This is a genomic window from Nitrospira sp., assembly GCA_015709715.1.
In the GTDB taxonomy this organism is placed as follows: domain Bacteria; phylum Nitrospirota; class Nitrospiria; order Nitrospirales; family Nitrospiraceae; genus Nitrospira_A.
Genome location: CP054184.1, coordinates 846,172 through 870,633, shown reverse-complemented (window position 1 = coordinate 870,633; position 24,462 = coordinate 846,172). Strand labels below are relative to the sequence as shown.

Below are 24,462 nucleotides of genomic sequence, written 5' to 3'. Positions count from 1 at the left end.
AGATGGTCCAGGCTCACGCTTTGTATGGCAAGGTGGCCCCGACCATCTGGATGCCTCGAATGTGTTCGATCGAATGGTTCCTCGGGCGGCTATGATCGCTCATCGGACAGCGGCAAGCCGCGGCATTGAATTTCGTAAGGTATATCTTTCGACACCCACTTACGCCATTGTTCAGCACTCATGTTCTTGCCGAGTTTTGAGCAAATAATGTCGGCCCACTGATGAGGTCCTGGCCAGAGAAGAACGGTCCTTTCATCGGCTGTTACAAAAAAGCTGCCGTCAGGAGCCATTGCCACCGCCTGAATATCGCGAGACTGATGGCCGAGAAAATGTGTGGAGATCTGCACGTGGTCGTCCCCATCCCACAGTTCAATTCGCCCCTGGTGCCCTCCGATTAGAATTAATCCTCCATCTCGGCTCGTATCAATCGACGAGAGCGGAACCGGCGTCGAGTCATGGAATCCAAGTCGCCAAAGGAATTCATCACGCTTCTTTAAGCCTCCGATCGTCGGATGTTCAAGGGCGCTCTTCTGCCACTCCAGGATGCGGCCGTCCTTTCCCGCTGAAAGTAACCATCTCCCTCCGCCATGGGAAATGGACTTGACCGGATCTGTGTGTCCTTGAAGTATTCGTTCGAATTCCGGCTTATCAACATCCAGAATGCGCAGACCGGCGTAACTGTCTCCCACGGCCATATAGTGGCCGTCACCGGTGAAGCCAACGGTGTAGAGTTCATAATCCCCTTGTGCATAGGAGGGTTTCTCAAGCCGTCGGATGATTGTGCCGGTTTCGACATTCCAAAGGCGGACCGTGCCATCGCTGCTGCCTGCGGCGAGCGTCTTGCTGTCTGGCGACAGGGCAATCGAACGGATAGGGTCAGTTTGATCCGCCATATCCGGGCCGATGGTCTGGAGCGATGCCGTGTCCCATCGCTTGACCATGCCATCATCGCTTCCGGACACAAGCACCGACTGATTGCCGATTCGTAAGAATGCCAGGCCCCGGATTGCTTGGTCATGCGCCTGCCAATGCCGATCCGCAGGTAAAGTGATCGGCTCAAAATCAGGCCGATGAAATGATTTCCACAGATGTATGGCACCTTGCTCGTCTCCCGCCGCGATGAATATGTCGTCGGGGCTAATTGCGAGGGTCGTTACATTGCCTGGTCCCGGAGAGGGCTGTTTCGCATCGAATCCCAGTTTCAATTGCGCAAGCGAAAACCCAGGGGTCTTGCTATCCCAAATGCGAATCGATCCATCTTGTCCGGTCGAGGACAAACGGGTTCCCCTTGGGTTGAAGGCTACCCCCATGACGATCCCTCCGTGCCCGAGCAACACGCCTTCATCGATCACATCAAATTCCGTTGGGCGGCTTACTGTCGCCGATGTTCTCTTCCCCGCCGGCTTGCTGCACGTCCTGTCGTTGTTCTTCAACTGGAAAAGCCGGACATTACCATCCGCACCAGCAGCGGCGATCAGTCCGTCTCGACTGACGGCAATTCCATAAATTCTTGCCTTCTGTCGCCTGCTTTTCTGTGCAATGCAGCGCTCCTTGATATTCCAGACCGTGATGAATCCATCATCCCCTGCGGAGATCAGGAGATTTTGGTTTTTGGGTGAGAATGCGATTTGCTCCACTATGTCCTTGTGCCCCGTCAATTCCACCGGCTGTCCATTTGGATTGCTGCGATTCCACAGCCGAATGATACCGTCGTCCCCACCGGAAGCCACCCAATGGTTATCCAAGCTGACTGCCACGGCAACGGAAATCACGTCCTTTTTCGGACGTAACTCAAGAACCCTGTCGGTCTTGAGGTCCCATAGTCGTAACATGCCGTCGCTTCCGCCAGAGACGATAAACTCCGCTCCCGGCCGTCCACCGTAGGCCACGCTATAGATGGTACCCGCGTTACTCTTTTCGAACCGATGTAGTTTTTTGTGCAGCAATACATCAAAGACACAGACTACACCGCTCCCTGTGGCTTTGTAGTCATTTGTAGAATACCCGGCTGCCAAGCGCGTACCATCGCTGTTATAGGCGAGGGACCAGACGGATTCAGTAGTGTATTGTCCACAATCCAATCTGCCGGTTTCCTGATAGGTTTCACTATCGAGCAAACGGATCAGGCCATCCTCTCCTCCGACAGCAAGGGTGTTTCCGTCGGGACTGTATGCAAGAGCCGGTGTGGGGACTAGCCCGTCGATCGTCACGGCCTTGCGGAGACGTCCGGAGGCTTCCAAGACCGAATGGAGTGAGGTCAGGCTGGTGGATCGAACCTGCGACAATGCACGATCACCTTGACTCAATCGATAGGTAGCGAGCCCTTGATACATGATCTGTTCCAAGGGCTCCATGCCTGCACCGAGTGCCTGGCGCCCCTCTGCGAGGCGCGCTGCGACCATGGACACTGCCGTAAGGGCATCCTTTCTTACCTGCTTCTTTCCTTGCTCCCATTTGTCCCAAAGCAGATGTCCAATCCCGAAGATGGCGAGGACTATGACAGCAGCCAGGATTTTGGCAAGCTTGATGCTACTGCGAGCCGCATCACGCTGGGTTTCTAATTCCTCGCTTCTGGCCCGCTCCCTATCCCGCTCGTCCTGGGCCAGCTTAGCCAGGCGTTCCTGTTCCTCTTGGTGCTGCTTGATTTTCCGTTCGTCCCTGGCCTTTTGCACCACGGGCACGAGGCGATCATGGATCAACTCCACCACGCTCTTCTTGTCGGGGTGGGGCACGATCCGCAACAAACGGTGCTTGTCTGTGAGTGCGGCCAATTGGCCCTCGGTGAGTAACTGTTTGTTGAGTGCCTCGTCTCTTGGGTAGTCGCCGCGGAAGTGATCGCCTTGGATCAGGTATTCCTCGATGAACCGTGCCGCATCGGGTGGGCCGTGTACCGCCGGGTCCTCGAGCACCTCTCGGTAAAACTCGTCTAAAATATCCTGTCCGGTATGTTCCACAAGTGTCTTGTCGATCTTCGCACCCTTGGCCCGTTTAGAATTGAGCCTGAAACAACAGAGATTCAACAGCACCGGCTCAATGGCCATTTCGGGCATGGTTGCCGTGTCTGCTGCGTGCTCTCGTTTTCCCACCAAATCGACGATACATGGCGCCACATCCGGGTCGAGCACTTCTTTCCCGGCCCGCGTGACCGCTTCAATGGCGCGATCCCGCGACATCGGATTCAGTCGCAAATAGTTGCGGAGCAGCGACGGTACTTTCTGTTCCCAGGTCCGTATCTCGGGCAGGAAATCTTCACGAAACGACAGGACGATGCGATAACGCTGGGAGAGAAGATCCAGCGACGGCCTTGTAATCTCGGCGGGAATGCGGTTCTCGATAAGATCGGCCAAATCGTCGCAGACCTGCCTTACGAGTTCGGCATTGCCGCCGCTGCGTGAGAAGATCTCCTCGAACTGGTCGAACACCAAGACCGGAGTAAGGGGAAAGTTGTCATGGCTCCATATTTGAAAATCTTTACGATGGAGGTATTCCCACAGACTGCTTTCATTGCGGGGCTCGGGATATTCCGTTTTCTTGCTTTCCATTTCTTCCTTGAGCCGTCGCATGACCTGCTGAAGCGGTGGATCCCTCGCGACATCGCGAAATTCAAATCGCACATGGACGGGCAAATAGTGTTCCGCCCGCAGCAGCGGATAGACGCCGGCCTGCAAGAGCGAGGTCTTCCCCAGTCCCGATTTCCCATAGACAACCGTCAAGGGGGCCAGTCGGATGAGTTGAAACAATTCAGCCGCTTCTTTGGGGCGGCCGAAGAAGAAATCGGAAGCACCTTCTGGATACGCGGCCAAGCTGGGGGGCCACGGATTCTGAGCATTCAGTTGGATCTCGTTTTCAAAAAAGACAGTCATGCTGACGGGCCTTCCAATCGAGTTACGCGCACCAATTTCTTCAGTGTCGCCTCCAGGCGCTCGTCCGGTACGCCTTCGGGTGCGTGGGCGAAATCGATATGCCTTTCGTCTCTCCATTTCGGCACAAGCGGGGCGGTATAGAGTCCTGGTTCGAAATCGTTATCAACAATGATCGGGAGAAGGAATGGGCGGTTCATCGGGAGGCGATCGTCCGCCTGTTCCCATTCTTTGAATACAAAGGCTTCTTTTCGGCTGTTGCAAGACCTGGAAAGCAGCGCTAGAAAATACCGGCAGTTTCGGATCCCTTCCAAAATACGGCGTTTAAAGTCCTGCCCCGGTTCGATGTTCTTACGGTCGAACCACACCTCGCTTTCGGCCGCACCCAGCCTGCGTAGTGATTGATACAGAGATTCTGCTCGTGGCAAGTCCGTCTCTCTGGAGTGACTGATAAAAAACATCGTTCTACGGGGTACCGTCTCGTCAGCCGGGCGCTCGGGTTCCTGAGCCGTCGCTCCATGATCGTTCATCCACCGCCTGTGTAGTTCGGCGACAAATTCAACCGGTGAAAGTTCTGAAATCACTTCGGTGCCTGTTCCAAAACTGCTGAGAAAGCATGTGAAGCTTTCCTCCGGCTTCAACTGTTCGATCAACCAGGAACGCCTATAGTTTTCAGAAAGCCGCTTTTGATTGGTTGCGCGAAGGAAAAACCGGCTCAACCATTCGGGGAAGTTGCAGCCGATCAGCAACAAACTGCGTTGTTGCAACTCACCCAGGAATACGCCGAGCGTCTGGCGGCCGTGAGCGATCACGTCATGGGCATATTCGAGGACATCTTCGTCGTGGATCGCGAACATCGGCGCGGAGCGCGCTTTGCCGAACAGGTACAACAGATTGACCTCTCCGGGATTGTTCTGCCACTCGGTGACCAGATCCTTTCGTTCACTGGTCGGGAGATTGGGCGAGTGAACGATCTCGTTCACGACGCAGCGTAGTCTCAGGCTTCGGGCGAGCAGGTCGTCCGGGGTCAAGGTCACGAAGAGGCGAAAGTCGGCAATCTCCGCCAGCTGCCGGATGGGCGTCGGTATCATGAACTGTTCGGCATTCGTGATGGCTTGGATCGCTCCACAGACGTCGTCGTAAAGGTCTTGCAAATCGACGGTCCCCTTCAGGCGTGAGACCACCTCGTTGACTTCACGAAAAGGCAAGGGTGAAATCTCTTCCGGCTTCTTGCCATAGTTGTGCAAAAGACGCGTTGCGACTTGAGCCTGCAGGGACGTCTGCCCGTCGGCTCCAACCAGCAGTCGAGATCCGATGATCGGGACGACATTGTTGTCCCGAATTTTATCCATCAGCCGTTTCCATCCTGCCGCATTCATTTCCGCCCCCCGCCCGCGAGGTCCTGGAGCGTCCGGCTATCGATCCACGTCACCTGTCCTGTTCGGCGCTTCACCTCGCGGTACATATGTGCGGTGCCCCCCGGCCCGTCTCCGCCTCCACCGTCCCAGAGGCAAAGGAACCGCACGTTATTGATGCCGTAGGTGAGGGCTGTGTAGAGCAGCCACCGGTTGCAGCGTTCGAAGGGGTTCACGCCGGTGGGCAGGGGGCCGAGTTCGTCCGGCATGATGCGTGGTTCGTCCTTCAGGCTTGCCGTGATCGCGTAGAAACGGTCGCGCCACTTGTCGCCGCCGGCAGAGGGAAGGATGGAGCGTTCGATGAAGTCCGGCTCTTCAAGCGGCAGCAACAATTGCAACTGGACGTGTCGTTGGCTGCAGGCTTCGAGAAACAGAATGTCGCCGCCGCTGGCCCCCTGGGCGAGCGCGAGGTCATCCGGTCCTGCGCCCAGTCGATCCAATGCTTGGGCGAGTTTCTGCGCTGCGACCGTTTCTTTGTCCGCTGGAAAACGCGCGGTCGGTCGGTCCGGCCTGTCGATCATGTGGCCGCTGAAGAGAAACACCAGTCGCGGTGGCCGGCGCGTTTGAGGGGTCAGTTTTTCCATGGCACGGTTGAAAACGGCGAGCCCGGCTTCGACATTGTCCTGGCGGAAGCCCAGGTCCTTGAGCAATTGCAGCTGCGCGCGAGAGGAGTTCAGCGCAAACCAATCCTTGTCGTTCTTTGCAACCGCTTCCTTGTAAGCGGCTTTGACAAGGTCAGGTGTTCCGACCAGCAGTTCCACGTCACCGCGCGTTGCGTTCGACCAAAACAATGAGTGTGCGTTCGGTTCATGCTCGGCGGCGAACCGAACGGCCCCGGCCATGGTCATCATCTCTCTGTCGTAGCGGTCGTCGTGTGTGAGGTCTCGATGCAGATGCATCAACGTGAGGGCGTTGATGCCGGAATAATAGTGGTTGGGATTGCGCCGGTAGGCCGTTGCGTAGCTGTCGATGGCCGCGCGCAGTAAGGCATCCTCCTCCGTCGCGTCCGCACGCCATTGCTCAGCTGTCCGACCTGGCTGGTGCCAGGCGGCGACCCACGCGTCCTTGTCCACGCGCCCGAGCAACGCCCAGGTCTCCGGATCGTCGGGGTACACCTCCAAAACCTTGCGGTAGTGGGCCCGCGCTCGATCCAATGAATGGCCGGCTCTGCCCGCCAAGGCCAGCCGTTGCAGGCAGATGCCTTGCTCCCGGAGGCCTCTCAGGTTGTGCGGTTCGATGGCGAGCCCCCGTTCGAGCTGTTCCAACGCGAAACCAAAGTGCTCGGCCCTCCTCAGCGCTTCGCCGGCGGTGATCCAGGCCTCAGCTCGAAACGCGGCAATCGGCCCTTCGTCGGCCAGCACCAGGATATCGCCGAGGTGCCCAGCCTTGCGGGCCAAGGTGATGCGGCTTTCCCATGTTGCATGCTGTTCCCAAAATTCCTGTACATCACCGATGCGGAGTGATTTCCAATCAGGCTCCTGAAGGTTGGGCATCAGGTGATAAATCGGGCTGATCTTGCGGCCGTGCCACGACTCCATCGTCGCCTTGATCATGGAGGACAGATTCTTCCGATCTTCCTCAACCGTGCCGGGATCCGGTCCGCGACCCTTGACGCTGTAACGGAGCTTGCGGTCTGTGTAGAGGTCGAAGGCGGTCGACACTCGTCCGCCGCAAATCAGCACGACGCCGCGGGCGCGCAAGGCATGCCGTACGCCCAGCTCGTACCATACGTTGGGATTGTCCAGGGTGAGGTCTGCTACGACCACGTCGGCGAGAAGGAGTTCTTGGAACATGTCCGTGCGGATGTCACCGGCCCGCACTTCTTGGTCGGCCCGAAATGGGTCCAGGCCGGCGGCTTCCAGAGCCGGTCGAATCAGCTCGGCGTACACCCGGTTGAAATCGATCTCCTTTCCGTCACTGTCTGTTTTCACGCCGAACGGCATGGCGACGAACGCGTGGGGTTGCATGGCAGGTCTCCGAAGGCCGAACTGACCGCTAGCATTGTCGCTTTCCCCTACCTCAATTCGTTGGTACTGAAAAGGGGCAGGAGGGGAAAGGCCTGAAAATCCTTCAGTGCCGATCGGCGGTACAAGGCGCAAACCCTGTGCCAAGGAGGGCCTCAATAAATTGCGTTTATTTTGCCAGCTGATAGTAAATACGTGTATTCGGCGGGCGGAGAACCGAAGGGAACACTGTATCTACTCGAATCGCGCCTGTTATCGAAAAAGATACAGCGTGCATCCCACGTCCGGAAGCATGGATCGAGGTTTGATCTCGTAGCAGGGCTCGATGTGTCGGTGCCATTCACCTGGATCTTCCCGCGCTGTTTTGTTAGTTTCTCTGCGCAACTTCATGGGCGGTAGGGTTTGACACCACCTCAATGAAAGCGCGCTTGAGGCTCAACGGACAGGTCCTCCTCACGTGCGGCTTCGGAAAGTCCACACAGGCTTATGACTTCTTTAACAGCACCGGCAACTCCCCCTGCAGCAGAGCAGCGCATTGTGGGCCTCATCGCCAAGGAATTGAACGTGCAACCGCCGCAGATCGCCGCGGCTGTGGCCCTGTTGGACGGCGGCGCCACGGTACCGTTCATCGCGCGGTATCGCAAGGAGGCGACCAACAACTTGGACGATACGCAGTTGCGCGCGTTGGAGGAGCGGCTGTTGTATTTGCGTGAGTTGGAAGAGCGACGGATGGTCGTGTTGGCCTCGATCCAGGAGCAGGGCAAGCTAACCGACGACCTGCGCCGCACTATCGAGCAGGCGGCGACGAAGCAGGCCGTGGAGGACCTTTATTTGCCCTATAAACCCAAGCGGCGCACGAAGGCGCAGATTGCCCGCGAGGCCGGGCTTGAGCCATTGGCTGACGCGCTGCTGGCCGATCCCACGCTGGACCCTGAGCAGGAGGCGGCCATGTATGTGAAGGTCACGCCGGCGGCCGAAGGCGTGGAAGCCGTCAATGTGCCGGATGCGAAGTCGGCGCTCGAAGGTGCGCGCGACATTCTGGTGGAACGATTTGCGGAGACCGCCGATCTGTTGGCCACCCTACGCGCCAAGCTCTGGAATGAGGGCATCGTGACCTCCACGGCGGTGCCGGGGAAAGAAATGGCGGAAGAAGAAAAGTTCCGCGACTACTATGCCTATCAGGAACCGATCCGCACGATTCCGTCGCACCGCGCGCTGGCGTTGTTTCGCGGACGGACCCTGGGTGTGCTGCGGCTCGATCTTGGCTTGGATGCAGCGCAAGAGGTCCTCGTGCCCCATCCCTGCGCGGCCTTGATTGCGGCGCGCTTCGGGATCGAAGCACGTGGACGGCGGGCCGACAAGTGGCTGGCGGATGTTTGTCACTGGGCCTGGAGGGTGAAGATCCATTTGCACCTCAGCACCGAACTGCTGTTGCAGGTGCGGGAAGCGGCGGAAGCCGAAGCAATTAAGATCTTCGGGCGGAATCTGCATGAGTTGTTACTGGCGGCGCCAGCCGGACCGAAGGCCGTCCTCGGCCTCGATCCTGGGTTGCGCACCGGCTGCAAGGTGGCCGTGGTGGATGCCACGGGGAAGCTGCTGGAAACGGCGACGATCTATCCCCATCAGCCGCAGAATGAGTGGCGGAACGCTCTCGCGACGGTGGTGGATCTCGCGCTGCGGCACGGAGTCGAGTTGATTGCCGTCGGGAACGGCACGGCGAGTCGAGAAACGGATAAGTTTGCCGCCGAGGTGGTGCAACTGGTGGCAGAACGCAAACCGGATCGGAAGTTAGCCAAGCTCGTGGTGAGCGAAGCGGGGGCGTCGGTCTATTCGGCGTCGGCCTTGGCCGCGGCCGAGTTTCCCGCGCTGGATGTCAGTCTGCGCGGTGCCGTCTCGATCGCCAGGCGGTTGCAGGACCCCTTGGCGGAGTTGGTGAAGATCGAGCCCAAGTCGATCGGGGTCGGTCAATATCAGCATGACGTGAACCAGCGCGCGCTCGCCCGGTCGCTCGACGCCACGGTGGAAGATTGCGTGAACGCGGTCGGGGTCGATCTGAATCGGGCATCCGCGCCGCTCCTGGCGCGCGTGTCCGGCCTGAATCGGACATTGGCCCAGAACATCGTCGATTACCGGGACAGCCACGGGCCCTTTCCGAACCGCCGTGCGGTCTTGAAGGTGCCCAGGTTGGGCGACAAGACTTTCGAGCAAGCCGCCGGCTTTCTACGGATCAGCGACGGCGACAATCCGTTGGACCATTCCGCCGTGCATCCCGAAGCTTATCCGGTGGTGGAGCGGATTCTGGCGCGCCTCGGCAAGGGCATCAAGGAGGTCATGGGACGGCCGGAGACCTTGAAGGGGGTGGCTCCCGCCGAATTCACCGATGAGACCTTCGGGTTGCCCACGGTGCGCGATATCCTGACGGAGTTGGAGAAACCGGGTCGTGACCCGCGCCCAGAATTCAAGACCGCCACGTTCCGCGAAGGCATTGAGTCGCTGGCCGACCTCCAGCCCGGCATGGTGCTGGAGGGGGTCGTGACCAACGTCGCTGCGTTCGGAGCCTTCGTGGACATCGGGGTCCATCAGGACGGGTTGGTCCATGTGTCGGCGCTGGCGAACCGGTTCGTGAAGGATCCGCACGAAGTGGTGAAGCCGGGCCAGATCGTGAAGGTGAAGGTGCTGGACGTGGATCAGAAGCGCCAGCGCATCTCGCTCACCATGCGGCTGGATGAGAGGCCGGACGCTGTGCCTGCGATACGTGAGCGCCGGTCGTCTCCCGACCATCACACCCAGGCCTCCCGTACTCCTCAACCGGTCGGCGCCCTAGCGCTCGCGCTTGCCCGTGCCAAACAGAAGCGATAGGGCAGGGGGGTGAGCCATCCAGCTGGCATGGTGACCCGGCGCAGTTCGCCTCTCGATCAGCTCAGGTGCCGAGCTCGTATTTCTTGAGTTTGGCCAGTAAGGTCTTGTAGTCGATGCGGAGGATCTGGGACGTTTTGGTCTTGTTGCCGTGGCAGGCCGCGAGCACTCGCTCGATGTGCAGGCGCTCGACCTCATCGAGTGAACGCTGCGTGGCGTCAGCTTCTAGGGCCACGGCGGACAATCGAGGCAACACCTGCTCCACCTCCTCGCGCGCGATGGGGCCGCGACTCGAACCCATCAGGACCAGCCGTTCGATCATGTTGCGTAGCTCGCGTACGTTGCCGGGCCACCGGTAGGCGGAAAGGCATGTGAGCGCCTCGGGGGTGAGCGTGCGGGTGGTGATGCCAGGGATGCGCAGATTCTGCAAGATGTGGGTTGTCAGCGCCGGGATGTCTTCCGTCCGTTCGCGTAGCGGCGGAACACGGAGGGTGACGGTGTTGATCCGATAGAGGAGATCATCGCGAAACTTTCCCTGCAACACGAGTTCCTGCAAGTCCCGGTTGGTCGCGCAGATGATCCGGACATCGGCTCGCAGGGTGCGCGTGCTGCCGACTGGACGATATTCGTTCCGGTCGAGGAACCGCAAGAGGCTCACCTGCATGGGGCCGGGCATCTCGCCCACCTCATCCAGAAACAGGGACCCGCCGTCGGCGGCGGCGATGAGGCCGGGCTTCGCGTTCGTGGCGCCGGTGAAGGCCCCCTTCTCGTAACCGAACAACTCGCTTTCGAGCAGCTCACGACTCACCGCGCCGCTGTTGACGGCGATGCAAGGACCGGCCGCTCGTCCGCTCCGCGCATGCAATAGCCGCGCGACGACTTCTTTTCCGACCCCGGTTTCCCCTTGGATGAGCACCGGCGCCAGGGAGGGGGCGACGTGGTCGATGTGGTTCCGCAGCGCGCGCCAAGCCGGACTCACACCCTCGACCAGCGCATCCTGCCGATATCCGCCGTGCCGGGCCGCCAAACTCTCCTGACGGAGGATGCGCAGGGTGCGCAATTTGGCCAACGCCGCCTTCACCGACGCGCCGTCGAAGGGAATGTCCTTGATGAGAAAGTCCCAGGCGCCGTCCTTGATGGCCGCGACGGCATCCTTCACGTCGCCATGGCCGGTCAGTACGATCACATCCACGTCGGGCTGGTGTTCCTTGACCCAGCGCAACACCGCCCGCCCGTCGAGGCCGGGCATGCGGAGGTCGGTGATCACGCATTCGTAGGACTCGGTCTTCAGGCGGTCAAGGCCCTGTTGGCCGCTCGCGGCTGTCTGCACCTCGCACCCCTCTTCGCGCAGCGCTTGGCTCACCACGAGCCTGACGAATTCCTCGTCGTCGATGATGAGGGTGCGCAGCGACGGCATGGTTAGCGACCGCCTTCCGAAGGCACCACCGGGCGGGAAGGCCGGGCGAAGTCCGCCCGTTCAGGGAATGCCAGGTAGAAGGTGCTGCCCACCCCCTCGGTCGATTCGGCCCAGACGCGGCCATGGTGTTTGTCCATGACGAGTTTGACGATGGCCAGCCCCACGCCGGTGCCTTCGTAGTCCTGCGGCGCGTGCAGCCGCTCGAACAGGCCGAAGATTTTCTCTCCCTGGGAGGGGTCGAACCCGATGCCGTTGTCGCGGACGAAGAGGACGCGCTCGTGTCCGGTCTGGGTGCCTCCGATGGTGATGGTGGGGGCGGGGCTGCGACGCGAGAACTTGGTGGCGTTGTCGAGCAGGTTGACGATGGCCTGCCGGATGCTGACCGGCTCGCCGTAGAGATCTGCGTACGGCAGTTCGACCAGGACCTTGGGTTTCGGCCCCTGGCTCGCGCTGAACCGGTCGCCGAGGAGCGTGGTAATCATCTCTAGTACGTTGAAACGCTGCCGTGGCAGGTCCTGCTGCTCCATGCGGGAATATTTCAGGAGCGCGTCGATCATGTGGGTGAGCCGTAATGCCGAACGGCGAATGATGTCGATGTGATGGCGGGTCTGCGCGTCTTCGCCCTCGGCAAACTGTTTTTCGAGCAACGACGAAAATCCCTCGATCTCCCGCAAGGGGCCCTTGAGGTCATGGGCGACCGAATAGGTGAAGGCCTCGAGCTCCTTGGTCTTGCGGGCGATGTCCGCCGTCTGTTCCCGCAGGCTGGTGACCATAGAGGAGAGGGACGAGGCCAACGTGCCGACCTCATCCTGACTGGGCCATCGTTCGAACTGGGCCGACAGGTCGTGGTGGGCGACACGGTCGGCCGTGACCGACAAGCGCTGCAGGGGCTTGGCGATGTGGCGATTCACCGAGAGGTAGATCGCGGTAATGACGAGTCCGAGCGCGGCCGCAAGTCCCAGGGCGATCAGTCTGGCTTCCCGCAACAGCAGGTCGCCCTCCACCTTCATCTCCGCATCAATGTCCGAATGGACCCGCACCAACTGGTCCAAGCTTTCCATCAACCGCGAGAACAACCGGTCGACGACGACCCTATCAGCCGGGTTGCCCAACACTGTCTTCCAGGCTCCGTGCAATTCTCTCAGGGCTTGATCGATGTCCGTGATGGCGCGATCTTCTTGATCGGCAAGGTCGATCCGCTCGTGCTCGGTCAGCATGCCGAACAGGATCGGGTGGGTGCGTGCGGCGTGGGTGGACCGGTAGACCTCCAACGAGCTATGCAGGCGGTCGGCGTGAGCGGTGAGTTGGGCAAGTGCCTGCCCGGTCTTGTCGGTATCGCGCTGATCCATCGACCGGTGCAGGGCCAGATCCATTTCGTACACGGTGCGCTGCATCGTGGCGGCAGTGACGATCGCCGGTACCGTGATGCGCTTGTGCCGATCGACATAGCTGTTGATCCGGCTGAGATACACCAGGAGGGCCGTGAGGCTCAGGCCGAGTAGGATGAGGATTACACCGAAGGCGATGAAGAACTGTTGTCCGATCGTACGGTCGTGCAGGCGGCGCATGGAGCCTCGTGTGAGGCCTACCGTACCATAGCGTCCTCCCCCGTGCTAGTAAGGGGGGCTGCACCCTGGTGAGGCCGAAGGGGTCCTATGGTTTGGGCGGGGCAGCTTCGTGTCCGCGATCCAAGCCCGGTTGCACCGGCATCGCGGTGAGGGCCTCGCGATACCGAATCTGTAATTCCTCCCGCTGATCCGGGGCGAAGAACCGTGCGCCGGAGCGCACCGTGACGAGAAACTCCTCCGGTTCAAAGGTCACGTCGTGCGCGGCCGACGCCTCGGGAATGTTCGGGAGTTGCCGGTCGTATTTGCTGATGTCCGGCCCTGGGCTGTGTCGATCGTGCACTCCGGTCAGCGTGAGGTGCAGGATGGACCCACGGATGGCGATCCACCCCGTGGTGGTTTCCTCATCTCCCTGGTCCGTGGCATGGCTCAGGTGGAAGTAGACCCGTTCGGCCGGGCCGGTCTGCGCCAGCGCTTTGGCCATCGGCGATGCCAATACGGTGATCTCCTCGTTCCGGAAGGCTCTGGTACGGTCTGCTTCTCCTACGAAGAGCCGATGGATGAAGTTCCGCCGTTCCCAGGCGCGGACGCCGCGCAGCAGGGTGCCGACCTCGGTCGCCGTCAGGTTGGCGGGATGGCTATTGGTCATCGAGTCCGGATCCTGCTCCACCCGCACTTCGCTCAGGCCAGACTGATAGATGATCTTCGGCGGGGTGGTCGGTCCGCCGGCGCAACCGGCGACCAGGGCCAGTCCGACGAGTCCGAGCGTCAGACGTCCTGTCCAAGAACGCGGTTGCGATGCTGTGTGTCCTCTACGGTTCATGGGTTCACCTCCTGCCGCTGCACCTGCCCGACGTCTCCCGTGACTCGATCGAAGCCGTATTCCTGAAAGAGTGCCTGTGTCTGCGGCGCCAGCAAGAACTCGATGAAGTCGCCGGCGCCCGAAATGTTTTTTGCCGTCCACACCGCGGCCACGCCGTAGCGAACCGGCTGGTGAGACTCGGGAGGCGCCGTATCCAGGATTTGCACCTTCTCGTTGAACACGGCATCCGTACGATAGACCACGCCGACTTCGGCTTCTCCCTTCGTGACGAGATCCAAGACAGCGCGCGAATGTTCGCCGAAGACATACTGGGACTTCAACGTCGAGTCGAGTTTGCTGTGTTTGAGGAATTGTACGGTGACCTTGCCCACCGACGACGTTTTCGGATCGCCGATGGCGATGCGCCGGACCGGGACGGTTTCGAGGTCATGAATCGACCGGAGCGGTGCCGGCAGCACGGTGCCGGTGATCAAGACCAGCGAGGTGCCGGCGAAGGCCCGCTTGGTGCCCTGGATTACTAACCCCTTCTGTTCTAGCTGGTCGATTTCCTCGAAGAGTGAGGGCAGGAACACATCGACCGGAGCGCCTTCTTCGATCTGCTTGCGCAGGGTCTGCGAGGGACCGTAAATGACCCGTACGTTGATCGCACGATGTTCGGCTTCGAAGCGCGGGAGCACCTTGCGCAGCGCGTCTCTCAAGCTGTTGGCGGCGGCGATGGTCAAGGTCTCAGACTGGGCCTGTACCGGCGACGCTACCCCGATTGTGGCGAGCAGAAGCCCGGCCACCAGCCCGATCCTCAATCGTTTCGTTTCGCGTTGCATGCTCATCCTCCGGTCACGGTGACCCGTTGTGACGGGTTAGAAAAAGAACTGATATTGGACGTTGATTCGGTTTTCGATGAGGTCGCGCCCGAAGCCCGGCTCGCTCTCGAAGGGAAACCGATCGGGAGCGCGCCCCCCGCTACCCAGGGTGATATTCGAATAGTCGATGACGAGCCGGTTATTGTATGTGCCGTCGAAGCTATAGTTGATGGCCGCGCCGAACTCCTTGACAAGGTCGTTGACCTGCTGCGTGGAGGGGTCCATGAAACCGTAGCGAACGGCCAGTTCGAGCTTCCGCGGGATGAGGTACTTCCCGATCTGTGCATACCAGCCGTAGGCTTGACCGAGGTTGACGGGAGGGCCCAGGAATTGCGCCGGCGGGATAGTGTTCAGGTCGAAGGGGCTCGTGCCGCTATTCGGGTTCCGGACGCGCTGGTGCCGGTAGTAGCCCTCGGCCTGGAACGACCAACCTTGGTACTTCGCGATGAAGTCGGCCTCATAGGTTTGGAAATCCCAGATGCCACCCGCCAAGAGCCGGCCGTTATAGGCCTTGGTGACCCGTTGCCGATAGGCCCGTTCGACGATGTCGGACCGGGTGGAACTCAGATAGTTTTGGGCCGGGTTGTAGGCATACCCGAAGGCGATGGCCGATTGCAGCGTGCGTGAGTTCAAGATATCGCCCTGGCCGTATCCTGGATTACCCGCGATCTTATAGAGCAGGCGCACGGTGTACATCATTTCGCCGGTCATGAAGCGGGTGTCGTAGTTGTACGTTCGGGTGGTGGAGGCGCCGGGTGCTCCCGGCGTGCCGGTTTGCGGCAGGACGTTTTGGCTGACCGCCGTGCCTTCCCGTGCGAGATTGGCGCCGACGCCGCCCCAGATGCCGATGGCGTAATTGAATTTGTATTGGTCCTCATCGCTCGAAATGCTGATGCCGATGTCACGGCTGCTCTGTTGATTGGCCGCGAAGGCATTCTGGACGATGAGGTTGTCCGCAAAGGTCGAGGTAGCCATCGAACTGATGGTGGCGCGATTGAACCAGACCCGTTGCTGTCCTGCCTGAACGGTCAGCCAGGGAATGTGCCAGGACGAAATGTAAGCGTCGAGTAGGCCGGCGCGACCGCTGCCGCCTTCTTGATCCCAGGTGGTCTGGTCAAACGCCCAGGAGACGTTGTAGCGAAAGTCTGGGTCGAAGGCGTATCCCAGGAATTGGAGGCGGGCACGGGGCACGCTGAATTGATTGGAGTCGCTCTGTTTCCGGATCGCTCGATACTCGACCTGGCCGCCCAGGATTTCCGGGTTGCGGGAATCGCCGATGGTTCCCCACCCTTCATTGTAGGTGCTGTGACTGTAACGAACCTGGGTGAGGAGTCGGAGTTTGAGGAAGAATTTGTCCCCGGCTCGAATGTTGAGACCGTTGTTCACGTCGATGGTGAAGTTGGGTTTAGAGATGCGCTCCTTGGTTTCCAACACCCGCAATCCCTTGTCGTACTCGTCCTGGCTGATGATGCCTTTGAGGAGCAGATACTTCAGGCCGGGATCTTCACCGGAATAGTACTCCCACTTCCCGTCCTTCTTCACAAGTTGACCCTCTTCAAGCGCATGGGCCTCGGATGTCACCCCTGCGGCGACGAAGCCAAGCAGTGCGGCGATTCTCAATAGCGCTCCGGCCTTCATCTCTGCAATCCTCCGTGTGGGCGGCTGACTAATAACTGATGGTGGTGTAAATAATGCGTGAATAATGTAAGTTGCTAATCTCTAGTATTCCGATAAGAAATGAAATACATCGACTTGAATAACATTGTCAACAATATTCTCTTGAATTGTTGTTCCGTGAGGCAATCTCTTTGCGTGTGTACTTTACTGTTGACATATGTAATGTATTCTGTCATTCATGGCCCGCCATGAACATGAAGAAGTCACCGCAGGTTGAGGACTCGGCATCGGTTCAGAATCTGCTGGAAGAGACGCGACAGGCCAAAGGGCTGACGCGCGTCGCGCTTGCGTTGCGCGCCGGGATCACCCGACAGGCCGTGCATGCCATCGAAACTAACCAATACCTCCCGACCACCGCCGTCGCCCTTCGACTTGCACAGGCTCTCGGCTGTCGTGTGGAGGACCTTTTCCGACTGCTTCCTCAGGAGGAGATTGTCGAGGGTGAATGGTCGGCAGCTTCGGTCTCGATGAAACCTTCTCACCTCAACACCCGTGTGAAAGTGGCCAAGGTCGGTTCACGGTTTATTGTCCGACCGGTTGCCGAGTTGGGGGAGGTGATGAACTATGCCGTACCTGCGGATGGACTTACCCTTCCAGGCTCCCACCAATCGCAACGGCCCCAGCACCCATCCAGAAAGGTTCAAGTACGGCTTCTACGGAACCGCCGCGTTATCGAACAGGAAATCGCCGTGGCTGGTTGTGATCCTTCCGTATTCTTGGCGGGCGACTATCTTCGACGACAAAAAGAAGATTGCAGCGTGGTGGGATGGACTCTCGGAAGCGCCGCCGCGATCGACGCGCTGAAACGGGGAGAGGTACACATGGCGGGGGTGCACGTCGTGGACGCGCAGTCCGGAGAGTCGAACCTGCCGTACCTACGCCGGCATCTCAAGGGCAGTGAGTATTTAGTCATCACCTTTGCGGTGTGGGAAGAAGGGCTGCTCGTCGCCCCGGGGAATCCCAAATCCATCCATGGAGTCGAGGACCTCGTTCGCCCCGACATCGGCCTGATGAACCGGGAAACAGGGGCGGGTGCGCGCTTGCTGCTCGATCAACAATTGGCTGCGGCGGGTATCACCTCGGCGGTGATCAGCGGGTATGACCGAATCGGGCGATCCCATTTTCAGGTCGCTCGCACGATTGCGGAAGGTCATGCGGATGTGGCCGTCGGAGTGCGGACGGCGGCGAATCTGTTCGGCCTCGATTTTCTTCCCCTCCAGCGAGCCCGCTACGACTTCGTGGTGCCGAAGGCGCATCTCAAGGACCACCCGGGCATCGAGGCCCTTATGAATATCCTGGTCAGTCGCTCGTTTCGAACGGAAATCGACGCCCTCGGCGGGTACGACATGACCGAGACCGGAACCGTGCATGAATTGCGCGCGCACTAAGGCGCTTTTGTGAGGCGACCATGCTTAATCTTCTGACAGTTGTTGGGGTGAGTCTCCTGTTGTGCGTCGGTTCTGCATTGGCTGAACAGGAAACCTTTGTCATCGCCGGCTCGCCCAGTGTGAAGGGCGTGCTCGATCGACTCGGTGCCGGATTTGAACGGACCCATCCTGACGTCCGCATAAAACTGTACGTCGATAACGGCTTGGAATTGAGGCGAACCATTGCGGGAATGGAAAACAGCATGGTCGGCCAATACTTCATCGGCAGGGGCCCCATCCATGTGGTGGCTCCGGGCGGGGACGAGGTGCTCACCCGGCTGGAGCAGAAATACTATGTCCTGCCGGGAACGAAACGATCCTATGCGGTGGAGCAACTGGTCCTGGTCGTTCCGGAGTCCTTGGTCGAGGCGCCTGATTCGCTGGAAGCCTTGAGCCGCGGGACCAGCCGCCTCGCCGTGGCCGATCCGTCGCACACCAGGTTGGGGGCGCAAACTGGTGCCATGCTGTACGCGCTCGGGCTCGATGCACCCTTCACGGGGCGCCTCGACGTGGCGACCGATTCGCGCGGAGTCCTCGACCATGTGCTGAGCGGGCAGGCGGATGCAGGCATTCTCTTCGGGCATGAAGCGGTGAAGGAGCAGGAGCGGGTTCGGATCGTGGCGAGGGTGGGAAAAGGCTATCTCCCAACTGTGCATTCGATGGCCATGGAGCGGTACTGCCCCAATCGAAGCCTCTGCGAAGAATTTCTTGATTACGTACAGAGCGCGGAAGCGCAGGCCATTGTTCGCCAGGCAGGGTATGGCCTGCCCTCGAGTCGGCGCCAATAGCCGATCACACACGGGATCCTGGGCCTCAGCGGTGCAACGATCGTGTAATTTGTAGGCCTTTTATCGACATCTATGAGGAGCGGCAGATGGGACGCACGAAGAGACAAGGTCTGTGGAGGCAGATGGTGTTCTGGACCTGCGTGTTGGGAGGGGTCACCAGCCTGACGGTAAGCGGCTGTGCCAGGCTCCCCTATACGACGCGGACGGTGCACGAAGATCAGCGGGTGGTGGTGAAGGTGCAACGAGAGGTCGACTCCAAGGCCCATACGCATCCGGTGCAACTGACCAATGAGGAGATGGTCAGCCTGTTGCGGGGCTTTTCTATCCGTGAGCAGCAACGGTTGCCGTTACGCTGGTTCATGGAAGAGTTGCCGCCCAAGCCCCTGTTTCGAGAAGACGAACTCCAGGCCTTAGCGCCGCACCTCGCACAGGGGCTTCAGCAAGTAGGCCCGGACGAGCGGGCGCATTTCGAAATCCGTGGTCCCGGATTCAACCCGGAGTATGGCCGGGACACCACTGCCGGATGGGTGACTGTCCGCGACCCCTATCTCTATCTCACGATCGAGTATTTTCACACGCAGCTCCCCGTGCGCAAATCCGACAATTATGACTACAACTACCCCCTCCCACCGCCCACACCGAAAGATTACATCCTCTACTTCGAGCCAGGTCGCTTCTGGGGCGCCGATGACAAGCAAACCAGAGCGGTGGCGTATCGGCAGTTCTTGAAATCCGGAGAGGCCGGCACGGGACCGCGCTGATAACCGGCCGGCTTTCGGACTGACCGATCCGCATAGCGATCACAATTGGACATCATGGAGTTGGTGATGAGCACATACAGGAGAGGTTTGCGCGCCCTGATGATGGCCGCGCTGTTCGCGGGATTCGCTTGTGTGACCTTCGCGCAGGCAGCGGAGTCCGGCAAGCTGCTGGAAAAGGACGGCAAGTATGTCTTCGTCGAAAGCATGGACCCGTCGCTCAAACTTTTGCTCGAACGGTCGGTCAAGAGCGGCATGATCACTCAGGAAGAGTACGACCAGGTGCTGAAAGAGTCCGAAGAGCGCAGCCAGTTGCTGTCCCCGAGTTTTCGCGGCTGGTACGACCGGGGATTCAACCTCTCGATGAACGACAATGCCTTCTTCCTCAAAATCCGCTTTCGCAGCCAATTGCGGTATACCCAGCGGTTCCGTAACGATGCCTGGCGCAATCCCGGCGAAGCCAAGAATTTTCCTGAGTTGCTGGGCGTCTTCGGCGACTATCGGGCCAATCGTTCGGAGAACAGCGCGTCATCCTTCAACGTGAGACGGCTGCGGTTGTATTTCATGGGCCATCTGTTCGATCCGGACTTTAAGTACTATATCCAGATGCGGGCGGAGACGGCGGAGAACGCGCAGTCGCCAGGATCCTTGTCTCTGTTCGACGTCAACTTTACCTATACTCGTTTACCCTGGGCGAACGTGCAATTCGGCCAATACAAGGTCTACTTCAACCGGTCGCAAATCAACTCCACCGCCTCGATGCAGTTCGCGGAACGGGCGCTCGTGCAGGATGCGTTCACGGCGAGCGGGCTGGACCGTCGCGATATCGGTATCACGATCATGAACGATGAAGAGTTGTTTCCTGTGAACTATTATCTCGGCGTGTTCAACGGTGCGGGCCCAAGCTTCAACCGGCTGGGATCTTTTACGTCGGAGGAGGCGACCGTCGGTTGTCCCGGCGGACAGACGGGTGGTAATCCCTTTCCCTCGCCGGCGGGCTGTCCCGCCAACCAACGTAATCTGAACGCGAACACGCGTATCGACGTAGACCGCCTCATGTATGTCGCACGCTTGAATTGGAACATCCTGGGCCGGCCCGGTTATGGGGAAGGTGATATCGCCTATTCCGAAACCCCACAACTCGCCGTCGGTGGCGGGTACTCGTACAATCCCGGAGTCAACACCAGTTCCGACAATGCGTTCGTCGGGCTGGATTTGGCGAATTTGAACATCAGGCGGCAACTGGCGGCCTTCGGCAACGGCCGCCAGCTGGGCTTAGGCATCGTGGACTATTCCACCTGGGCTGCCGATGGGGTGTTCAAGTATCGGGGGTTCTCGCTACAGGGAGAGTTCTACTTCAAGAATGTCATTCGGCACGACAAGGGGTTGCCTTGTATGAACGCCGCCTGTACGGCGACGGCTCCCCATAATTTCGGCAATGCCATGGGCTGGTACGTGCAAAGCGGATACTATCTCATCCCGCGGACCCTGGAACTCGCGGCGCGGTACGCCTATTGGGATCCTGACACCGCTTCCGCCGATGACTTGATCAAGCAGGCGGATGTGTCGCTCAATTGGTTCTTGAACGGGACATACGATCATCAAATCATGGTGACCTACAGCAATACCCAGTTCGGCACTGGCGGCTACACCATCGGGCGTAGCGCGCCCCTGCCTCCAGGCTCGGGGACCGTGCCGCTCGACGCCGTGGGCGGCACCTTGATCGAAAACGCCATCCGGGTTCAATATCAAATCTTTTTCTAAGGAGTACCGAATATGAAACGGCTCATCGCTGCTTGTCTGCTGCTGTTCTGCGCCGCCAGTCCGGTACGGGCTGAAGAGATTGCTGTCGCGGCGGCCTCCGATCTGAATTTCGCCATCAAGGACGTGATTGCGGCCTTTGAACGGCAGAGCGGGCACCAGGTGAAGCTGTCGCTCGGGTCGTCCGGGAATTTTTATGCGCAACTCCAGCAGGGCGCGCCCTTCGACCTGTATTTTTCGGCCGACATCGGTTATCCCAAAAAGCTGGAAGAGGCGGGCCTGACCGTACCAGGCTCGCTGTATCGTTATGCCGTCGGACGGGTGGTCCTCTGGGCGCCCACGAGTTCCTCGCTCGATGTGTCGAAAGGAATGATGGTGCTGCGTGAGCCGACCATCAAGAAGATCGCCATTGCCAATCCGAAACATGCACCCTATGGACGCGCGGCGGTTGCCGCAATGGAGCATACGCAGGTTTATGCGGACGTGAAGGACCGCCTGGTGCTGGGGGAAAATATTTCACAGGCGGCGCAGTTCATCGAGTCCGGCGCCTGCGATGTCGGCATCATCGCGCTGTCGCTGGCATTGGCGCCGGCCATGAAAAATGCCGGCGGGTACTGGGAGATTCCGGCGGAAGCCCATCCGCCCTTGGAGCAAGGAGCGGTGATTCTCAAACACTCCAAGCAACAGGATGTGGCCCGGCACTTTCTTGCCTTCATGCAGGGCCCGCAAGGCCAGGAGATCATGACTCGATATGGATTTACATTGCCGAAGTAATTGGACCTCCGTCCTCGCCATCGGCGCGGCCTTGACGATCGCCGGTTGTTCCGAGGCTGTGCTGATGAGCCAGGAATCGGAGCATGGTGGGGTGGTGACGTATATCTTCAAGCAAGATCGGGGGGGGGCGATGGGGTCGCCCTATCGGCGGCAGGCGCTGGACGCGATCCAGGCCAAGTGCAAGGCCGGCTCGCGGGTTCTACGCGAAGGCGAGGTCAAGGGGTATACCAGTGCGGGCATGGGCACGATCGAAGGCACGGAAGACGAAGAGCGCGGCAGACGATGGGGGATCCAGTTCGAGTGCAAGGGCGGAGAGCGAGACCACAAGGCGACTGACCAGGATCAGTCCGAACCACAAAGGAGGCATCCATGAAGCTCAGCGCGAGAAATCAATTCCAAGGCACCGTGACCAAGATCACCGAGGGGCAGGCTATGGCCGAGGTGGTGGTGAAAGTCGGTCAGCTCGATTTTGTGGCAGCGATTACGGAGGGCTCCGTCAAAAATATGGGATTGAAAGTGAATGACAGCGTGACCGTGGCCATCAAAGCGACGGAGGTGATAATCGGCAAGTAGTCTGCATTGACTTCTCCGAGCGCAGATTTCTACCATGCCGGTGATGGCGCGCCGGGACCATCGTTGTGAGAGAACGAGTGTGAACTGGATTGCGATCTGGGTGACAGTCAAGTTGGCGGCGCTCACGGCGCTGATCCTCTTGATCGTGGGGCTACCCATCGCCTACTGGGTGAGTTTTTCCCGCCGGCGATGGAAATTTCTGGTGGAGTCGGTGGTGGCGCTGCCCTTGGTGCTGCCGCCGACCGTTCTGGGATTTTACATTCTGGTCGCCATCGGGCCTCACAGTCCATTCGGCCGTTTGTACGCAGAGGTGGTGGGCCATCCGTTGCCCTTCACCTTCGAGGGACTCCTGCTGGCCTCCGTGTTGTATAGCCTGCCCTTTGCGGTGCAGCCCTTTGCCGCGGCGTTCGAGCAAGTCGACCGGCGGTTGATCGAAGCCTCCTGGACGCTGGGCGTGTCCAAACTCGCGACCTTCTTCAAACTGATCGTGCCCTTATCGACGGCCGGGTTGGTCACCGGCGCGGTGTTGAGTTTCGCCCATACGATGGGGGAGTTCGGCGTCGTGTTGATGGTCGGCGGAAACCTTGAAGGCGCGACGCGCACCGTGTCGATCGATATCTACGATGAGGTGCAGGCGCTGAATTACGCCGCCGCCTCCAAGACGGCGTTGTTCCTATTGGTCGTCTCCTATCTGGTTTTGCTGGCCGTGTATGCCGTCAATCGGAACGTCTGGGCAGCATGGCCGCGGAAATAACCATTGATCTCGTCAAAACCTTCCCCGGCCGTCCGCCGATTCGGGCGCGCATGGTGTATCCCGTCCAGGCATCGACCGTCTTGATCCTCTTCGGCCCGTCCGGATCGGGCAAAACGACCATCCTTCGCTCGGTTGCGGGCTTGGAATGGCCCGAAGAGGGAACGATTCGCTTCGTGTCACGAACCTGGTTAGATACGGCCGCCGGCATCAGGGTACCGCCACAGGGGCGGCACATCGGCTACATGGCCCAAGATTATGCGCTTTTTCCCACTTACACGGTCGCCGGCAACATCGCCTATGGCTTGAGCCACCTGTCGTCGGCGGATCGTGCCAAACGAGTGGCGGAAATGCTGGAACTCTTTCATCTGCGCGGGTTGGAGCAGGCCAAGCCGCGAGAACTCTCCGGCGGCCAACAGCAACGCGTGGCCTTGGCCCGTGCTGTGGCGCCTCGGCCGCTTCTTCTGCTCTTGGACGAGCCTCTCTCGGCGCTGGATGTGCCGACCCGGCTGCAGTTGCGCGATGAACTGCGCAGTCTGCTGAAGCAATTGGCGTTGCCGTCGATTATCGTGACGCACGATTGGGCGGAAGCCCTGACCCTGGGGGACATCATGGCGGTCATCGATGCCGGCCGGGTGTTGCAAGTGGGGACCCCCATCGAGGTATTCAGTCGGCCTCAGGATGCGGCCGTGGCCCGGGTCGTCGGCGTGGAGACGGTCGTCAAGGGGCGGGTGGTCTCGTCGGCTGAGGGCATCGCGCGGGTGGGCGTGAACGGCACGGCCTTGATGGCCCTCAATCCGGAAGGCGCGGGCCCAGATGTGTTCGTCTGCATCCGGGCGGAAGACGTGATGTTGGAGCGTGGCTTAGCCGCCGCCAGCAGCGCGCGGAACCATCTGACCGGTACGGTGAGCGCCGTCACGTTGTTGGGAGCCTTGGCCCGTGTGACGATCGACTGCGGATTTCCCCTGGTGGCGATGGTGACCAGGGCTACGGTCGAGGAGTTCAGCTTAACCACAGGGATGCGCGTCGTCGCGGCGATCAAGGCGGGCGCGATCCACCTCGTCTCACGCCAAAGTGACTAGCCCTGTCGAACAACTGATCTTCTGGGTCAATCCCCGCATCGAAATCGCCCCTAGGATTGTGATGGATTTCCGGACCGGACCTCCGAGAGGCCTGCGCTCATTCCTGCTTTG

At 59.8% G+C, this 24,462-nt stretch carries 17 protein-coding genes; 10 read left to right on the top strand and 7 right to left on the bottom strand.

Going from position 1 to position 24,462, the window contains the following annotated elements:
- Positions 1 to 89 precede the first annotated feature (89 nt).
- Positions 90 to 3,980, bottom strand: coding sequence for a hypothetical protein (locus tag HRU82_04000; protein ID QOJ34166.1), 3,891 nt, complete (start codon positions 3,978 to 3,980; stop codon positions 90 to 92).
- A gap of 1,255 nt (positions 3,981 to 5,235) precedes the next feature.
- On the bottom strand, positions 5,236 to 7,242 hold the full coding sequence (locus HRU82_03995) for a DUF4071 domain-containing protein (GenBank protein ID QOJ34165.1): 2,007 nt from the start codon (positions 7,240 to 7,242) through the stop codon (positions 5,236 to 5,238).
- A 483-nt stretch (positions 7,243 to 7,725) separates the two neighbouring features.
- On the opposite strand from HRU82_03995, the gene HRU82_03990 reads away from it, so the two are divergent.
- Positions 7,726 to 10,098 (top strand): RNA-binding transcriptional accessory protein, encoded by a 2,373-nt coding sequence (locus tag HRU82_03990; GenBank protein QOJ34164.1) that lies wholly within the window; start codon positions 7,726 to 7,728, stop codon positions 10,096 to 10,098.
- Positions 10,099 to 10,159: 61 nt separating this feature from the next.
- Here HRU82_03990 and HRU82_03985 read toward each other — a convergent pair whose 3' ends face one another.
- From HRU82_03985 to HRU82_03965, 5 genes are all read right to left on the bottom strand, one after another.
- Positions 10,160 to 11,512 (bottom strand): sigma-54-dependent Fis family transcriptional regulator, encoded by a 1,353-nt coding sequence (locus HRU82_03985; protein QOJ34163.1) that lies wholly within the window; start codon positions 11,510 to 11,512, stop codon positions 10,160 to 10,162.
- A gap of 2 nt (positions 11,513 to 11,514) precedes the next feature.
- Entirely contained in the window at positions 11,515 to 13,080 is a 1,566-nt protein-coding gene (locus HRU82_03980) for a HAMP domain-containing protein (protein ID QOJ34162.1), read from the bottom strand.
- Between the two features lie 85 nt (positions 13,081 to 13,165).
- Positions 13,166 to 13,900: a hypothetical protein gene (locus tag HRU82_03975; GenBank protein ID QOJ34161.1), complete on the bottom strand. Its 735-nt coding sequence runs from the start codon at positions 13,898 to 13,900 to the stop codon at positions 13,166 to 13,168.
- Positions 13,897 to 14,721: a molybdate ABC transporter substrate-binding protein gene (modA, locus tag HRU82_03970; protein ID QOJ34160.1), complete on the bottom strand. Its 825-nt coding sequence runs from the start codon at positions 14,719 to 14,721 to the stop codon at positions 13,897 to 13,899. The genes HRU82_03975 and modA (HRU82_03970) overlap by 4 nt, the downstream gene beginning before the upstream one ends.
- A 36-nt stretch (positions 14,722 to 14,757) precedes the next feature.
- The gene (locus HRU82_03965; GenBank protein ID QOJ34159.1) at positions 14,758 to 16,398 is read right to left on the bottom strand and encodes a hypothetical protein; all 1,641 of its coding nucleotides are present in this window, start codon (positions 16,396 to 16,398) and stop codon (positions 14,758 to 14,760) included.
- Positions 16,399 to 16,631: 233 nt separating this feature from the next.
- Between HRU82_03965 and HRU82_03960 the strand changes: the two genes are divergently transcribed.
- From HRU82_03960 to HRU82_03920, 9 genes are all read left to right on the top strand, one after another.
- The gene (locus tag HRU82_03960) at positions 16,632 to 17,825 is read left to right on the top strand and encodes a helix-turn-helix domain-containing protein (GenBank protein ID QOJ34158.1); all 1,194 of its coding nucleotides are present in this window, start codon (positions 16,632 to 16,634) and stop codon (positions 17,823 to 17,825) included.
- A gap of 20 nt (positions 17,826 to 17,845) precedes the next feature.
- Positions 17,846 to 18,652 carry a molybdate ABC transporter substrate-binding protein gene (gene modA, locus HRU82_03955; protein QOJ34157.1) on the top strand — a complete coding sequence of 269 codons (807 nt, stop codon included), beginning with the start codon at positions 17,846 to 17,848 and terminating at the stop codon, positions 18,650 to 18,652.
- Between the two features lie 86 nt (positions 18,653 to 18,738).
- Entirely contained in the window at positions 18,739 to 19,413 is a 675-nt protein-coding gene (locus tag HRU82_03950) for a hypothetical protein (protein ID QOJ34156.1), read from the top strand.
- 66 nt (positions 19,414 to 19,479) lie between these two features.
- Complete coding sequence (locus tag HRU82_03945) at positions 19,480 to 21,174, top strand: hypothetical protein (GenBank protein ID QOJ34155.1); 1,695 nt, start codon at positions 19,480 to 19,482, stop codon at positions 21,172 to 21,174.
- 12 nt (positions 21,175 to 21,186) lie between these two features.
- Positions 21,187 to 21,945, top strand: a complete 759-nt coding sequence (modA, locus tag HRU82_03940) for a molybdate ABC transporter substrate-binding protein (protein QOJ34154.1) — start codon at positions 21,187 to 21,189, stop codon at positions 21,943 to 21,945.
- Entirely contained in the window at positions 21,923 to 22,318 is a 396-nt protein-coding gene (locus HRU82_03935; GenBank protein QOJ34153.1) for a hypothetical protein, read from the top strand. Before modA (HRU82_03940) ends, HRU82_03935 begins: the two co-directional genes overlap by 23 nt.
- Entirely contained in the window at positions 22,315 to 22,518 is a 204-nt protein-coding gene (locus HRU82_03930; protein ID QOJ34152.1) for a TOBE domain-containing protein, read from the top strand. The genes HRU82_03935 and HRU82_03930 overlap by 4 nt, the downstream gene beginning before the upstream one ends.
- A 79-nt stretch (positions 22,519 to 22,597) precedes the next feature.
- Positions 22,598 to 23,272 (top strand): molybdate ABC transporter permease subunit, encoded by a 675-nt coding sequence (gene modB, locus HRU82_03925; protein ID QOJ37100.1) that lies wholly within the window; start codon positions 22,598 to 22,600, stop codon positions 23,270 to 23,272.
- On the top strand, positions 23,257 to 24,351 hold the full coding sequence (locus HRU82_03920) for an ABC transporter ATP-binding protein (protein QOJ34151.1): 1,095 nt from the start codon (positions 23,257 to 23,259) through the stop codon (positions 24,349 to 24,351). Before modB ends, HRU82_03920 begins: the two co-directional genes overlap by 16 nt.
- The last annotated feature ends 111 nt before the right edge of the window (positions 24,352 to 24,462 follow it).

Bases quoted from the DNA above. Each gene is read 5' to 3' on its own strand.
- HRU82_04000 (QOJ34166.1), bottom strand. From the start codon at position 3,980: ATGGAGAGACGAAAGGCATATCGATTTCGCCCACGCACCCGAAGGCGT.
- HRU82_03995 (QOJ34165.1), bottom strand. From the start codon at position 7,242: ATGCAACCCCACGCGTTCGTCGCCATGCCGTTCGGCGTGAAAACAGAC.
- HRU82_03990 (QOJ34164.1), top strand. From the start codon at position 7,726: ATGACTTCTTTAACAGCACCGGCAACTCCCCCTGCAGCAGAGCAGCGC.
- HRU82_03985 (QOJ34163.1), bottom strand. From the start codon at position 11,512: ATGCCGTCGCTGCGCACCCTCATCATCGACGACGAGGAATTCGTCAGG.
- HRU82_03980 (QOJ34162.1), bottom strand. From the start codon at position 13,080: ATGCGCCGCCTGCACGACCGTACGATCGGACAACAGTTCTTCATCGCC.
- HRU82_03975 (QOJ34161.1), bottom strand. From the start codon at position 13,900: ATGAACCGTAGAGGACACACAGCATCGCAACCGCGTTCTTGGACAGGA.
- modA (QOJ34160.1), bottom strand. From the start codon at position 14,721: ATGCAACGCGAAACGAAACGATTGAGGATCGGGCTGGTGGCCGGGCTT.
- HRU82_03965 (QOJ34159.1), bottom strand. From the start codon at position 16,398: ATGAAGGCCGGAGCGCTATTGAGAATCGCCGCACTGCTTGGCTTCGTC.
- HRU82_03960 (QOJ34158.1), top strand. From the start codon at position 16,632: ATGAAGAAGTCACCGCAGGTTGAGGACTCGGCATCGGTTCAGAATCTG.
- modA (QOJ34157.1), top strand. From the start codon at position 17,846: ATGCTTAATCTTCTGACAGTTGTTGGGGTGAGTCTCCTGTTGTGCGTC.
- HRU82_03950 (QOJ34156.1), top strand. From the start codon at position 18,739: ATGGGACGCACGAAGAGACAAGGTCTGTGGAGGCAGATGGTGTTCTGG.
- HRU82_03945 (QOJ34155.1), top strand. From the start codon at position 19,480: ATGAGCACATACAGGAGAGGTTTGCGCGCCCTGATGATGGCCGCGCTG.
- modA (QOJ34154.1), top strand. From the start codon at position 21,187: ATGAAACGGCTCATCGCTGCTTGTCTGCTGCTGTTCTGCGCCGCCAGT.
- HRU82_03935 (QOJ34153.1), top strand. From the start codon at position 21,923: ATGGATTTACATTGCCGAAGTAATTGGACCTCCGTCCTCGCCATCGGC.
- HRU82_03930 (QOJ34152.1), top strand. From the start codon at position 22,315: ATGAAGCTCAGCGCGAGAAATCAATTCCAAGGCACCGTGACCAAGATC.
- HRU82_03920 (QOJ34151.1), top strand. From the start codon at position 23,257: ATGGCCGCGGAAATAACCATTGATCTCGTCAAAACCTTCCCCGGCCGT.